The 13,660-nt window shown below is 65.9% G+C and carries 12 protein-coding genes; 9 read left to right on the top strand and 3 right to left on the bottom strand.

Annotated elements, in window-relative coordinates:
• The first annotated feature begins 309 nt into the window (after nucleotides 1-309).
• From HV793_RS26070 to HV793_RS26080, 3 genes are all read left to right on the top strand, one after another.
• Nucleotides 310-993: a tetratricopeptide repeat protein gene (locus HV793_RS26070; RefSeq protein ID WP_054453172.1), complete on the top strand. Its 684-nt coding sequence runs from the start codon at nucleotides 310-312 to the stop codon at nucleotides 991-993.
• A 134-nt stretch (nucleotides 994-1,127) separates the two neighbouring features.
• Nucleotides 1,128-1,637, top strand: coding sequence for a peptidylprolyl isomerase (locus HV793_RS26075; protein WP_042794482.1), 510 nt, complete (start codon nucleotides 1,128-1,130; stop codon nucleotides 1,635-1,637).
• The gene (locus HV793_RS26080) at nucleotides 1,630-2,403 is read left to right on the top strand and encodes a UDP-2,3-diacylglucosamine diphosphatase (RefSeq protein WP_175214153.1); all 774 of its coding nucleotides are present in this window, start codon (nucleotides 1,630-1,632) and stop codon (nucleotides 2,401-2,403) included. Before HV793_RS26075 ends, HV793_RS26080 begins: the two co-directional genes overlap by 8 nt.
• A gap of 87 nt (nucleotides 2,404-2,490) precedes the next feature.
• Here HV793_RS26080 and HV793_RS26085 read toward each other — a convergent pair whose 3' ends face one another.
• The 3 genes from HV793_RS26085 to azu form a co-directional block, all read right to left on the bottom strand.
• A complete protein-coding gene (locus tag HV793_RS26085; protein ID WP_054453176.1) occupies nucleotides 2,491-3,354 on the bottom strand; it encodes an undecaprenyl-diphosphate phosphatase in 864 nt (287 codons plus the stop codon).
• Between the two features lie 18 nt (nucleotides 3,355-3,372).
• Nucleotides 3,373-4,956 carry a TerC family protein gene (locus tag HV793_RS26090; protein ID WP_054453178.1) on the bottom strand — a complete coding sequence of 528 codons (1,584 nt, stop codon included), beginning with the start codon at nucleotides 4,954-4,956 and terminating at the stop codon, nucleotides 3,373-3,375.
• A gap of 195 nt (nucleotides 4,957-5,151) precedes the next feature.
• Nucleotides 5,152-5,601 carry an azurin gene (gene azu, locus HV793_RS26095; RefSeq protein ID WP_054453180.1) on the bottom strand — a complete coding sequence of 150 codons (450 nt, stop codon included), beginning with the start codon at nucleotides 5,599-5,601 and terminating at the stop codon, nucleotides 5,152-5,154.
• A 282-nt stretch (nucleotides 5,602-5,883) separates the two neighbouring features.
• Here azu and HV793_RS26100 point away from each other — a divergent pair, with 282 nt between their 5' ends.
• Genes HV793_RS26100 through HV793_RS26125 form a run of 6 tightly spaced genes read left to right on the top strand, consistent with a single transcriptional unit; the run spans nucleotide 5,884 to nucleotide 13,643 of the window.
• Entirely contained in the window at nucleotides 5,884-8,148 is a 2,265-nt protein-coding gene (locus tag HV793_RS26100; RefSeq protein WP_244958702.1) for a NosR/NirI family protein, read from the top strand.
• A 54-nt stretch (nucleotides 8,149-8,202) separates the two neighbouring features.
• Entirely contained in the window at nucleotides 8,203-10,119 is a 1,917-nt protein-coding gene (gene nosZ / locus HV793_RS26105; protein ID WP_054453182.1) for a TAT-dependent nitrous-oxide reductase, read from the top strand.
• Nucleotides 10,120-10,148: 29 nt separating this feature from the next.
• On the top strand, nucleotides 10,149-11,420 hold the full coding sequence (locus tag HV793_RS26110; protein ID WP_225589090.1) for a nitrous oxide reductase family maturation protein NosD: 1,272 nt from the start codon (nucleotides 10,149-10,151) through the stop codon (nucleotides 11,418-11,420).
• Nucleotides 11,417-12,319 carry an ABC transporter ATP-binding protein gene (locus HV793_RS26115; protein WP_054453189.1) on the top strand — a complete coding sequence of 301 codons (903 nt, stop codon included), beginning with the start codon at nucleotides 11,417-11,419 and terminating at the stop codon, nucleotides 12,317-12,319. The genes HV793_RS26110 and HV793_RS26115 overlap by 4 nt, the downstream gene beginning before the upstream one ends.
• Nucleotides 12,316-13,146 (top strand): ABC transporter permease, encoded by an 831-nt coding sequence (locus HV793_RS26120; protein WP_175214154.1) that lies wholly within the window; start codon nucleotides 12,316-12,318, stop codon nucleotides 13,144-13,146. Before HV793_RS26115 ends, HV793_RS26120 begins: the two co-directional genes overlap by 4 nt.
• The gene (locus HV793_RS26125; protein WP_119450062.1) at nucleotides 13,143-13,643 is read left to right on the top strand and encodes a nitrous oxide reductase accessory protein NosL; all 501 of its coding nucleotides are present in this window, start codon (nucleotides 13,143-13,145) and stop codon (nucleotides 13,641-13,643) included. The genes HV793_RS26120 and HV793_RS26125 overlap by 4 nt, the downstream gene beginning before the upstream one ends.
• Nucleotides 13,644-13,660: the final 17 nt, after the last annotated feature.

Below are 13,660 nucleotides of genomic sequence, written 5' to 3' on the forward strand. Positions count from 1 at the left end.
TTATCTAAGTTTTCCGTGGCGGTTGCGGAAAGTTGCTGCCGAAGGAAAATACCTTCGGCGCGTGCCGCCGGGTCGGATTCCAATCCCGCCGATTTCGATCCCGATCTCGGCCTCGGGCCATAATCCCACTGGCGCCGACCGCCCCGAACCCGCATCCCGAGCCCGCATTCCATCAACGATATCCCGGGGCTTCGTCCCCGATGTCGAGCCAAAACTCAACCGGGGCTAAAATGGCGGTCGTCAAGTATAGCAAGCGGCCCGGTCGCGCGCGTAAGCGTCGGCCTGCCAAGACTTTTAACGGATGCCCAAGTGACTATCAAGCCGCGCTTTCGCGTCGCCCTGCTCGCCCTGGCCCTTGCGGGCGCGCCGGTTGGAGCCTCTCTGGCCCAGTCGATGGCCGGCGGCGGGGGAACCAACCCCAACGCCAGCCGCACCACCCTGGACCCCATCCCGCCCGAGGGTGGCTGGGACAGTCTGGCCAAGCTGCTGGAAGCCGCCAAGCCCAGCGTCGACACCCGCCTGACGCCCTCGGCCTCGCAGATCACGACTTACATCGAGCGCCTGCTGAACCACGGCGACAACGAAGAAGCGCTTGCCATGATCGAAAAGCGCCAGGAACAGATCAAGGACCAGCGCGGCACCGACGTGCAACTGATGTTCCAGCACGCCCGCGCGCTGGCGGCCCTGAACCGCACCAACGAAGCCATCGACGTCTACACCGAGATGACCAACCGCTTTCCGGAGCTGCCGGAACCTTGGAACAACCTGGGGGCTCTATATGCAGGGCGCGGCGAACTCGACCGCGCACAGGACGCCCTGTCGATGGCCCTGCGCGCCGATCCCAACTATGCCGCCGCCCGCGCCAATATGGGCGATCTGCAGCTTCTGCAGGCCTTGAACACCTACAAGAAGGCCGCCCGCGATGGCGTGCCCGGCATGCAGGAAAAGGTCCGCGAAGTCGAAACCATGCTGAAGGATAAACACGGCAAATGATGTCCCGCTACTCCCCCCTACACCTGCTGCGCCTGACGGCGTGCTCGTTCGCGCTGGCTGCATTCGCCCCAGCGCTCGTCAGCGCCGCCCCCGCGGCCAATTCCTCCACCTCCACCTCTGAAGGCACAAAAGCCATGAGCACCAACCCCCGCGTCAAGCTCCAAACGAACCAAGGCGACATGGTCATCACCCTGGATGCCGCCAAGGCGCCCAAGACCGTCGAAAACTTCCTGACCTACGTCAAGGAAGGTTTCTACAACGGCACGGTGTTCCATCGCGTGATCGATGGCTTCATGATCCAGGGCGGCGGCTTTGAGCCCGGCATGAAGCAGAAGCAGACCCATGCCCCCATCGAAAACGAGGCCAACAACGGCCTGAAGAACGACAAGTACACCCTGGCCATGGCCCGCACCAGCGATCCGCACTCGGCCACGGCGCAGTTCTTCATCAACGTGTCCAACAACGACTTCCTGAACTTCACCGCGCCCACGCCCAACGGCTGGGGCTATGCCGTGTTCGGCACCGTGACCGAAGGCACGGACGTGGTCGACAAGATCAAGGGCGTGAAGACCGGCAACAAGGGCTTCCACCAGAACGTCCCGAACGAAGACGTGATCATCGAGAAGGCCGAAGTTCTTGAATAAGATCGCGCTGTCCGGCCCCATCTGGCTGGCATCCGACCTGCATCTGGGACCGGCCACGCCGGCCACCTCGGAGGCCTTTCTGGCCTTCCTGGAGGCCGCGCGGGAGGAAGCCGGCGCCCTGCTGCTGCCGGGCGACATCTTCGACGCCTGGATCGGCGACGACGTGATCCGCGCCGCGCCGCCGTGGCTCGCCACGGCGCTGACGGCGCTGCGCGACACCGCCAGCCGGATTCCGGTCTGGCTGGGCCGCGGCAACCGCGACTTCCTCATCGGGGAAGAACTGGCCCAGGCCCTGGGCGCCAAGCTGCTGCCCGAACCGGCGCTGCTGGAAACGGATTACGGGCAAATCCTGCTGACCCATGGCGACGAGTTCTGTACGGACGATGCCGCCTACCAGCAGTTCCGCAAGATGGTCCGCGATCCGCGCTGGCAGGCCGAATTCCTGGCCAGGACGATCCCCGAACGCCTGGCGATGGCGCAGCAGGCCCGCGGCGAAAGCCAGGCCGCCAACCAGATGAAGTCCATGGAGATCATGGACGTCAACGCCGCCGCCATTGAATCCGTCTTCCGCGAGACGGGCGTGCGCGTGCTGGTGCATGGCCATACCCATCGCCCCGCCCGCCACGTGCTGGAAGTGGACGGCAAGAAGCGCGAGCGCTGGGTCCTGCCCGACTGGGACTGCGACCACGTGTCGCCCGCCCGCGGCGGCTGGCTGGTCATCGACCAGGACGGCCTGCAGTTCTACGACCTGGAAACGGAAGCGTAGCCCTCGGGCGCACCGTGACGGAAAACAGCAAGGGCCGCGCAAGCGGCCCTTGTCATTGCTGCTGCCGGCGAACCGCCGGCCACGCCATCAGCGCGTGAAGATCCAGGCCGCGACGACGCCGCCGAAGATGATCCGGTACCAGGCGAATACGCGGTAGGTATGGTTGGCGACAAAGCGCAGCACCGCGCGCACCACCACCATCGCGCTCAGGAACGCGGCGATGAAGCCCACCGCGATGCCCGACAGGTCGTGCTGGGTGAGCACGCCGAAGTTCTTGTACATGTCGTACACGGCCGCCCCCAGCATCGTGGGCATGGCCAGGAAGAACGAGAACTCGGTGGCCGTCTTGCGCTGGATGCCGGCGATCATGCCGCCGATGATGGTGGCGCCCGAGCGCGAGGTGCCCGGGATCATGGCCAGGCATTGCGCCACGCCCACGCCGAGGGCCTGCTTCCAGGAGATCTGCTCCAGCGTGCGGGCCGTGGCGCGCTCATCCGAGGCGGTATCGTCGGCCGCGCCCGGCATGTCACCCGGCGTATGGTGCGTCTTGCGCTCCACGTACAGCATGATCAGGCCGCCCAGCACCAGGGTCACGACCACCACGGCCGGGTGATAGAAGATGCTCTTGATGGACTTGATGAAGATGGCGCCGACGACGGCGGCCGGCAGGAAGGCGATGATCAGGTTGCGGGTGAAAGCGACCTCGGTGGGCACCCCGGTCAGCGTGCCGCGGATCAGCGTCAGCAGGCGCGCGCGGAACACCCACATCACCGCCAGGATGGAGCCCAGCTGGATCACCACCTCGAATACCTTGCCCTGGCTGGATTCGAAATTGATCCAGTCGCCCACCAGGATAAGGTGGCCGGTGCTGGACACGGGAATGAATTCCGTCAGGCCCTCGATGATGCCCAGGACGAAAGCTTTGATCAGATATAGGGTGTTTTCGGTCACGATGACAGGTCGGTCCAGTTAGTCGTTGGCTAGGGATTCGTCGTCCGCAAGCATTTCCTGCGGCCGCTTCTCGACGCGCACCAGCGCGATGCGGCGGCCGTCCATTTCCAGGACTTCAAAGCGGAAATGCTCGTGGTGGATCTCGTACTCGCAGACGTCGCCCGGCTTGGGCAGGTGCCCGAAGCGCGACAGCAGATACCCCGCCAGGGTTGAAAAATCCTGGGCGTCATCGACCAGGCCCTCGGTTTCCAGCACCTGCTCGACATGGTGCAGATCAGCCGCGCCGTCGATTTTCCAGGTGTTCTCGCCGTCGGCGACGATGTCGGGAAGCTCATCCTCGTCGGGGAATTCGCCGGCGATCGCCTCGAACACGTCGATCGGCGTCACCAGGCCCTCGATGGCGCCGAACTCGTCGGCCACCAGCACCAGCTGGCCGCGCGAACGCTTGAGCGTGTCCATCAGGCGCAGGATGCCAATGGACTCGTGCACGATGATGGGGTCGCGCAGACGGTTGCGGCGCACCCTGCCCTCGGTGATCAGGTCGGCCACCAGATCCTTGGCGCGGCCGATGCCCAGCACCTCGTCCAGGGAACCCCGGCAAACGGGGAAAAAGCTGTGCGGCGCCTCGGTCAGCTGGCGGCGGATGGTTTCCGGGTCGTCGTCGATGTTGATCCACGACACGTCCGTGCGCGGCGTCATGATCGAACGGATCGACCGCTCGGCCAGGGTCAACACGCCGCTGACCATATTGCGCTCCTCGACCCCGAAAGCCGGGATGGCCGGGCCGTTCGCGCTGGGCAGGTCGGGTTCGTCGGCAGGCGGACGCTTGCCCAGCATGCGCAGCACGGCGGAAGCGGTACGTTCGCGCATCGGCCGGCGCGCATCCAGCTTGAGCAGGTTGCGGCGCGCCACCTGGTTGAGCGCCTCGATGGCGACCGAGAAGCCGATAGCCGCGTACAGGTAGCCCTTGGGCACCTTGAAGCCGAAGGCTTCAGCCAGCAGCGAAAAGCCGATCATGAGCAGGAAGCCCAGGCACAGCACCACCACCGTGGGGTGGGCGTTGACGAAGCGCGTCAGCGGCTTGGACGCCAGCAGCATGATGCCGATGGCGATGATCACGGCAATCATCATGATGGCCAGGTGGTCCACCATGCCGACCGCGGTGATGACCGAGTCCAGCGAGAACACCGCGTCCAGCACCACGATCTGCGTGACGATCACCCAGAAGCTCGCGTACACGCGCGGCCCCGATGAGCCGCCGTGCTGGGAGCCCTCCAGGCGCTCATGCAGTTCCATCGTGCCCTTGAACAGCAGGAACAGGCCGCCGATCATCAGGATCAGGTCGCGGCCCGAGAACGACAGCGGGCCGATGGAAAACAGGGGGGTGGTCAGCGTGACCAGCCATGACATGACCGACAAGAGGCCTAGACGCATGATGAGCGCCAGGCTCAGGCCCATGATGCGCGCGCGGTCGCGTTGCGCAGGGGGCAGCTTGTCCGCCAGGATGGCGATGAAAATCAGGTTATCGATCCCCAGGACGATCTCAAGGACGACCAGGGTAAGCAAGCCGACCCACGCAGTAGGGTCCAGCAGCCACTCCATCAGGAGCTCCAGAAGTTACACGACCGGTAATCGTACATGGAAAATCCGTGACACGCCGGTGACGAACCCCGTCCTTATGCCTGAGGCGCACGCGGTTTAGGCCTGTAGAACCAGGACATCCGGGGTCTGGCGCCATTGCCGGAGCGGACAAAAAAAAACCGGCTTGCAGCCGGCTTTCAGGTCCAGGACAGCCAATCAGTCGCTGAGCTTGAGCGTGCCCTTCATCATGGCCCAGTGGCCCGGGAACGAGCAGAAGTAGGCATAGGCCTCGCCCGGGGTGAGCTTGGAAACGTCGAACGTAACCGAATCCGACTCGCCGCCGCCGATGACCTTGGTGTGGGCGATGACGCGGGTGTCTCCCGCCTTGACGTAATCCTGCGGCAGGCCGGCGTTCATGCCGTCGGTGGCCACGGCCGTCTTGTCGGCTTCCTTGGTCAGCACCCAGTTGTGGCCCATGGCGACCTTGGCCATTTTGCCGACGTGCTTGAGATGCACGGTGAATTGCTTGCAGCTTTTGTCGACAACCATTTCCTTCAGGTTGTACTGCATGGCGTCGTTGCTTTCTATGGTTGCTTCGCACTGAGCGGCCAACGCGGGCAGGCTGGCTGCGGACAGGGCGATGGCGAGGGTGGCTTTTGCCAGCATGGAGATTCTCCGTAAACGTTGGCGGCTCTTCCGACACGCGCGAGGCACATGCCTAGCGTCGCTGCCGCCACGCACAAGTCTATGGCGCAGCGCAAAGCGCGCTATTGACCGGCGTCAATAGCGCCTCGTTCAACCTCTCCAAAACGGGGATATCCCCTACAGAACGCAGGGGCATTGCCTCCGCACGGTCCGCGCGCGTACGCCGATTGACAAACCGCAATACGACCGATGCCAAGCATTCTTAGGATGCCTGCAAACAAACACAATCAGCAGAGTACGAAAATGCAAGGCAGCACAGCGGCGGGGCGCGGGTTCAGTCGGTACAAGTGGTTCGTGCATGCAGTCTTTCTTTTCTTGCTGCTGCTGTGCTCGCAGGTCTTCAGCGCCGCTCAGGCCCAACGCCTGCCGGATTTCCTGGGCAGCATCCCCATCGGACAGATCTTCCCCGGCGCGGACCGCGCCGACCCGCCCGCCGGCAAGCCCATGGTTGCCAAGGTGTATGCGGGCACGCGCCAATTGGGCGTGGTCTATCTGACGTCCGACGTCGTCAACACCCGCGGCTACTCCAGCAAGCCCATCGACGTGCTGGTCGGCCTGGCCAACGACGGACGCATCGTCGGCGCGCGCCTCGTGGAGCACCACGAGCCCATCGTGCTCATCGGCATTCCGCAGTCCAAGGTCGACCATTTCATCAGCGGCTACGTCGGGCTGAACTTCGTGGACTCCCCTCCCCGCCATGGCGCCCCGCCGCCCGTGGACATCATCAGCGGCGCGACCGTCACGCTGATGGTGATCGGCGACAGCATCACGCGCTCGGCCATCGCCGTGGCGCGCGCCCATGGCATCGACAAGACCGCCACGGTGGCGCCGTCGGCCACGCCCGTTGCCGCCCGCGTCGTGGACGATGCGCGCGATGCCGTCCAGTCCTGGCAGGACCTGCTGGATGCCGGAGCGGTGCGCAATCTGCGGCTGAACCCGGAAGACGTGAACCAGGCCTTCCGCGCATCGGGCAGGAACGACGCCGCAGCCAATACAGAAGGCAGCACGGACGCGGACGGCTTCATCGACCTGTACGCCGCGCTGGTCAGCGTACCCGCGATCGGCCGCAGCCTGCTGGGCGACACGGAATGGCAGCGCCTGCAGGAGAGGCTCAAGCCCGGCCAGCAGGCCGTGCTGGTGGCCGGCAACGGCGCCTACTCGTTCAAGGGCTCGGGCTACGTGCGCGGCGGCATCTTCGACCGCATCGAGATCATCCAGGATGAAAGCAGCTTCCGCTTCCGCGACCGCAATCACCAGCGCCTGGCCGACGTGGCCGCGCAGGGCGCGCCCGCGTTCCGCGAAGTAGCCCTGTTCGTCGTGCCCGAGGACGCCGCGCTGGATCCGGTCGCGCCCTGGCGCCTGCAGCTGATGGTGCAACGCGTGCTCAGCGTCAGCGACAAGGCCTTCGTCACCTTCGACCTGAGCTATGAACTGCCGGCGGCCTATACCCGGCCGGTGGCGGGCGCGCAGGCATCCACCGCGCCCCCGCCGACTGCCGATCAAGCCGCCCCTGCCCAGACTGCGCAGGAAGAAGACGCCGCGCCCGCGCTATGGAAACAGATCTGGCGCGGCAAGGCCGGCCAGGTCGCCGTGCTGACGGTGGCGCTGCTGGTGCTGGTGGGCGTCTTCTTCTTCCAGGACCAGCTCGCCAGCCGTCCGCTGCTGCACGACCGCCTGCGGCTGGCGTTCCTGGCGTTCGCACTGTTCTGGATCGGCTGGTACGGCCAGGCCCAGCTCTCGGTGGTCAACGTTCTGACTTTCTTTTCGGCCATGCGCAGCGACTTCCGCTGGGAGTACTTCCTGATGGACCCGCTGGTGTTCATCCTGTGGTGCGCCACGGCCATCTCCATGGTCTTCTGGAACCGCGGCGCCTTCTGCGGCTGGTTATGCCCCTTCGGCGCGCTGCAGGAACTCAGCAACCGCGTCGCCCGCCGCCTGGGTGTGCGCCAGCTCAAGATCAGCCACGGCGTGAACCAGCGCCTGTCGACCCTGAAGTACGTAATCTTCCTGCTGCTGTTCGGCTTCTCCTTGTACGACCTGGCGCTGGCCGAACAGTTGTCCGAGGTCGAACCCTTCAAGACCGCGATCATCCTGCGCTTCATGCGCTACTGGCCGTTCGTCGCATTCGCCGTGACGCTGCTGGCCGCCGGCCTGTTCGTGGAGCGCTTCTTCTGCCGCTATCTCTGTCCGCTGGGGGCCGCGCTGGCAATCCCTGCGCGGCTGCGCATCTTCAACTGGCTGCGCCGCTACCGCGACTGCGGCAATCCCTGTCAACGCTGCAATCTCGAATGTCCGGTACAGGCGATCGACCCCACCGGCGGGATCAATCCGAACGAGTGCATCCAATGCCTGCACTGCCAGATGCTCTACCACCACGAACAGAAGTGCCCACACCTGATCCAGAAGAAGGCCAAGCGGGAGCGCCGCCGCGCGCCCGCCGCCGAACCCGCCGAGCAGGTCATCGTCATGCACCGCGCGCCGAATCCGAATAGCGAACCTGGCGCCTGATCCCGCTTTCCGCACCGCGGCGCCCGGGGCGCCGTCCCTACCAAGGAGTTATCCATGTCAGACAAGAATCCCGACAAGGCCGGCCTCACCCGCCGCAGCTTCCTCGGCACCGCAGCCATCACGGGCGCCGCCGGCCTGGTGGCCGGGGCGCAGATCTCCACCGCCCACGGCAAGGATGCAAAGGGCGGCGCGAACGGCGTGCTGGGCCACGTCGCGCCCGGCGAGCTGGACGAATACTATGCCTTCAATTCCAGCGGCCAGTCGGGCGAGGTGCGCGTGCTGGGGCTGCCCTCCATGCGCGAACTGGTGCGCATCCCGGTCTTCAACCATTGCAGCGCCACCGGCTGGGGCCGCACCAATGAAAGCCGCAAGATCCTGACCGAAGGCCTCACGCCCGAAACCCGCGAATACCTGAAGGACAAGGGGGGCGTCTTCATCAACGGCGACGCGCACCACCCGCACCTGTCCTTCACCGACCGCACCTACGACGGCCGCTATCTGTTCATCAACGACAAGGCCAACAACCGCGTCGCGCGCATCCGCCTGGATGTAATGAAGACGGACAAGATCACCGAGCTGCCCAACGTCTCCGGCGTGCATGGCCTGCGGCCGCAGCGCTACCCGCGCACGGGCTACGTTTTCGCCAACGGCGAGCACATCATCCCGCTGCCCAACGACGGCAAGGTGACGGACGATCCCAAGAAGAACTTCTTCGCCATCTACACCGCCCTGGACGGCGACACCATGAAGGTCGCCTGGCAGGTGCTGGTCGACGGCAACCTGGACAACGGCGACGCCGACTACCAGGGCAAGTACTCGTTCTCCACCTGCTACAACTCGGAGAAGGGCGTCACGGTGGAAGAAGCCTCGGCCAACGAGCAGGACTGGGTCGTGGTGTTCAACATCAAGCGCATCGAGGAAGCCGTCAAGAATGGCGACTTCAAGATGATGGGCGGCGTGCCGGTCGTCGACGGACGACACGGTTCCAAGTACACCCGCTACATCCCCGTGCCGAACTCGCCGCACGGCTGCAACGCCGCGCCCGACGGCATCCACCTGGTGCTCAACGGCAAGCTCTCGCCCACCGTCACGGTGCTGGACGTGCGCACGCTGGACGATCTGTTCGACGACAAGATCAAGCCGCGCGACTGCGTGGTGGCGGAGCCGCAGTTGGGCCTGGGGCCGCTGCACACGGCGTTCGACGGCCGCGGCAACGCCTACACTACGCTGTTCATCGACAGCCAGATGGTCAAGTGGAACATCGACAAGGCAAAGCGCGCCTACAAGGGCGAAAAGGTCGACCCGATCATCCAGAAGCTGGACGTGCACTATCAGCCCGGTCACAACCATTCGACCATGGGCGAGACCCGCGAGGCCGACGGCAAATGGCTGGTGTCGCTGAACAAGTTCTCGAAGGACCGTTTCCTTAACGTCGGCCCGCTCAAGCCCGAGAACGACCAGCTCATCGACATTTCCGGCGACGAGATGAAACTGGTGCATGACGGCCCCAGCTTCGCCGAGCCGCATGACATGTGCCTGGTGCACCGCTCCAAGGTCCATCCGGTAAGCGTCTGGAAGCGCGACGACCCGATGTGGGAAGACGCCCGCCAGATGGCCAAGAAGGACGGCGTTTCGCTGGACGATGCGGCCAAGGTCGTGCGCGACGGCAACAAGGTGCGCGTGTACATGATGGCGGTCGCGCCCATGTTCAGCATCAAGAAGTTCGAGGTCAACCAGGGCGACGAGGTCACCGTGGTGGTCACGAACATGGAAGTGATCGAGGACCTGACGCACGGCTTCACGCTCGAAGGCCATGGCATCGCCATGGAGATCGGGCCGCAGGCCACATCCTCGGTCACCTTCACGGCGGACCGGCCGGGCGTGTATTGGTACTACTGCCAGTGGTTTTGCCACGCCCTGCACATGGAGATGTCCGGCCAGATGGTCGTCCATCCCAAGAAGACCGCGTAGCGCATATGAAGCTCGCCGCAATCCTTGGGATGAGCGCAAGCAGGACCGCCGGCGCCGCGCTGCTGGCGGCCGCCGGGCTGGCGCTGTCGGGCGCGGCGGCCGCGGCGACCGTGGAGATCGCCGCGGGCGCCGACCTGACGGCGGCGATCGCCTCTGCCGCGGCCGGCGACGTGCTGCGGCTGGCGCCCGGCTCCTACGCCGGCGGCATCGTCATCGACAAGCCCCTGACGCTGGAAGGCCCCCAGGACCGTTCGGCCGTCATCGCCGGCACGCGCCAGGGGCGCACCGTCTGGGTCACGGCCGCGGACGTGTCGCTGCGCAACCTGACCGTCACGCGTTCCGGCCTGAGCCTGTCCGACATGGACGCCGGCATCTTCCTGGACCGCGAGGCGCACCGCGCGCTGGTGGAGCGCAACGACGTCCTGGACAACCTGGTCGGCGTGCACGTCTGGGGGCCAGCCGACGCTACCGTCCGCGGCAACCGCATCGTGGGCAACAAGGAGCTGCGCGTGGCCGAGAGAGGCAACGGCGTGACGCTGTGGAACACGCCAGGCACGCGCGTGCTGGACAACGACATATCCGCCGGCCGCGATGGCATCTTCGTCAACACCAGCAAGCTCAACACGTTCAGCGGCAACCGCTTCCACGACCTGCGCTACGCGGTGCACTACATGTACACCAACGATAGCGAGATCAGCGGCAACGTATCCACTGGCACCGACATCGCCTACGCCATCATGTATTCGCACCGGCTGGTGGTGCGCGACAACGTCGCGCTGGACAGCCAGGAGCAGGGCCTGATGCTGAACTACGCCAACCATTCCACGATCGCCAACAACACGGTGGACCGCGCCGGGAAATGCGTGTTCATCTACAACGCCAACCGCAACACCTTCCTGGACAACCATTTCTCCAACTGCGACATCGGCGTGCATTTCACGGCCGGGTCCGAAGGCAACCGGATCTCGGGCAACGCCTTCATCAACAACCGCAACCAGGTGAAGTACGTGGGCACGCGCACACTGGACTGGTCGGTGGACGGGCGCGGCAATTACTGGAGCGACAACACCGCGTTCGACCTGGACGGCGACGGCATCGCCGACACCGCCTACCGGCCGAACGACGTGGTCGACCAGTTGCTGTGGCGCGCGCCGGCGGCCCGCATCCTGCTGAACAGCCCGTCGATTTCCATCGTGCGCTGGGCCCAGTCGCAGTTTCCCGCCATCCTGCCAGGCGGCGTGATCGACAGCGCCCCGCTGATGCAGCCTCCGCCCACCGCAAGCACCAAGGAATCCCCATGAGCACCGACCTGGTGGCGCTTACCGGCGTCAGCAAGCACTATGGCGCGCATCAGGCCATCGACGGCCTGGACCTGCAGCTGCGCGAAGGCGAATGCGTTGCGCTCGCCGGACACAATGGCGCCGGCAAGAGCACGATGATCAAGCTCATCCTGGGCCTGATACGTCCCACCCGCGGCCGCGTCGCGATCTTCGGCCAGGACGCGCACAGCCCCGCCGCGGCGCGCCTGCGCGGCCGGATCGGCTACCTGCCCGAGACCGTGGCGCTGCATCCCTCGATGACCGGCGAGGAAACCCTGGCGTTCTACGCCAGGCTCAAGCGCCAGCCGCTGTCGGGCAACGCCGCGCTGCTGGAGAAGGTCGGCATCGCCGGCGCCGCGCGCCGCCGCGTGGGCGGCTACTCCAAGGGCATGCGGCAGCGCCTGGCGCTGGCGCAGGCGCTGCTGGGCCAGCCCCGCGTGCTGCTGTTCGACGAGCCCACCACCGGCCTGGACCCCGCGTCGCGCCTGATGTTCTACGACATCGTCCACGAACTGCGCGCGGCCGGCGCCACGATACTGCTGAGCACGCACGCCCTGTCCGAACTGGCCGGCCATGCGGACCGCATCGTCGTGATGAAGGCGGGAAAAAAGATCGCCGACGGCGCGATGTCGGCGCTGCGGCGCTCCACCGGGCTGCCCATCCGCATCCGTCTGACCTTTGCCGATGCCAGCGCGCCGCCGCCCGGCGGCGATTGGCGCCGCATCGATGCCGGGCGCTTTGAACTGGCCTGCCCCGAGAGCGGCAAGGTCGAAGCGATCCGCGGCATCGGCGCACTGTCGTCGGCCATCGCCGACCTCGACATCCAGGTCCCGGGCCTGGACGACATCTATGCACATCTGCTTGAACGGGAAGACGTATGAACGCGGTATGCACCATCATCGGCAAGGAAATCCGCGACGGCCTGCGCAATCGCTGGGTGCTGGCGACCGCCCTGCTGCTGGCCGCGCTGGCGCTGGCGCTAGGCCTTTTGGGCAGCTCGCCCACGGGCACCGTCAAGGCCGAGCCGCTGACCGTCACGGTGGTCAGCCTGTCCAGCCTGTCGATCTTCCTGGTGCCGCTCATTGCCATGCTGCTGGCCTATGACGCCGTGGTCGGCGAGGTCGACCGGGGCACGATGGCGCTGCTGCTCAGCTACCCGGTTTCGCGCGGCCAGGTATTGATCGGCAAATTCATCGGCCACCTGGCCATCCTGGCGCTGGCCACGGGCGCGGGCTACGGTTCCGCCGGGCTGGCGCTGCAATGGGCCTACGGCGGCCTGGACCCCAGCGCCTGGCAGCCGTTCGCCCTATTGATCGGCGCCAGCGTGCTGCTGGGCGCGAGCTTTCTCGCCATGGGCTACCTGATCAGTTCGCTGGTGCGCGAGCGCGCCACGGCCGCCGGCATCGCCGTCGGCGTCTGGCTGTTCTTCGTGGTGATCTACGACATGGCGCTGCTGGGCGTGCTGGCGGCCGACCAGGGCCGCCACGTCAGCCCCGGCCTGCTCAACGCGCTGCTGCTGCTCAACCCGTCCGACGTATACCGCCTGCTCAACCTGACGGGCTTCGAGAACATTTCGCTGTATGCCGGCATGGCGGGCGTGAGCGACCAGGCCAGCCTGCCGCTCGCCGCGCTGGTCACGGCGCTGCTGCTGTGGATCGCCGTGCCGTTCCTGCTGGCGACCGCCGCTTTCAGGAACAAACCGCTATGAAATCCCTGCGACTCATGCTGGCCACCTCCATCGTGCTGCTGGCCGCGGGCTGCGGCAGCGGCGCCGCGCCCGAAACCGCGCCTCCGCCGCAGGCCGTGACGACGGAGTCCGTCGGCCATTACTGCGGCATGGCGCTGAGCGAACACAACGGTCCCAAGGGACAGATATTCGTCAAGGGGCAGGCCGCGCCCGTGTGGTTCTCCTCGATCAAGCAGGTCTTCGCCTACACCCTGCTGCCCGAAGAACCCAAGGGCATCAGCGCCATCTACGTCAACGACATGTCCACCGCGGGCGCGGGCGGCGCGCCGGACCCGGCGGCCTGGATCGACGCGCGGCAGGCGTACTACGTCATCGAAGGCCGCTACATCGGCGGCATGGGCGCCGAAGATGCCATCCCCTTCTCCCGCCGCGACCATGCGCAGGCTTTCGCCGATACCCACGGCGGCCGCGTCGTCACCTTTGCCGACGTGCCGGAAAGCTATGTCTTCGCCCAATAGCCCGCGCCTCTACAGGC

The organism is Achromobacter aegrifaciens (assembly GCF_902859965.1).
In the GTDB taxonomy this organism is placed as follows: domain Bacteria; phylum Pseudomonadota; class Gammaproteobacteria; order Burkholderiales; family Burkholderiaceae_B; genus Achromobacter; species Achromobacter aegrifaciens.

Excerpts from the sequence above, each read along its gene's own strand:
- HV793_RS26075 (WP_042794482.1), top strand. The coding sequence starts at position 1,128 with ATGAGCACCAACCCCCGCGTCAAGCTCCAAACGAACCAAGGCGACATG.
- HV793_RS26090 (WP_054453178.1), bottom strand. The coding sequence starts at position 4,956 with ATGGAGTGGCTGCTGGACCCTACTGCGTGGGTCGGCTTGCTTACCCTG.
- azu (WP_054453180.1), bottom strand. The coding sequence starts at position 5,601 with ATGCTGGCAAAAGCCACCCTCGCCATCGCCCTGTCCGCAGCCAGCCTG.
- HV793_RS26100 (WP_244958702.1), top strand. The coding sequence starts at position 5,884 with ATGCAAGGCAGCACAGCGGCGGGGCGCGGGTTCAGTCGGTACAAGTGG.
- nosZ (WP_054453182.1), top strand. The coding sequence starts at position 8,203 with ATGTCAGACAAGAATCCCGACAAGGCCGGCCTCACCCGCCGCAGCTTC.
- HV793_RS26110 (WP_225589090.1), top strand. The coding sequence starts at position 10,149 with ATGAGCGCAAGCAGGACCGCCGGCGCCGCGCTGCTGGCGGCCGCCGGG.
- HV793_RS26115 (WP_054453189.1), top strand. The coding sequence starts at position 11,417 with ATGAGCACCGACCTGGTGGCGCTTACCGGCGTCAGCAAGCACTATGGC.
- HV793_RS26120 (WP_175214154.1), top strand. The coding sequence starts at position 12,316 with ATGAACGCGGTATGCACCATCATCGGCAAGGAAATCCGCGACGGCCTG.
- HV793_RS26125 (WP_119450062.1), top strand. The coding sequence starts at position 13,143 with ATGAAATCCCTGCGACTCATGCTGGCCACCTCCATCGTGCTGCTGGCC.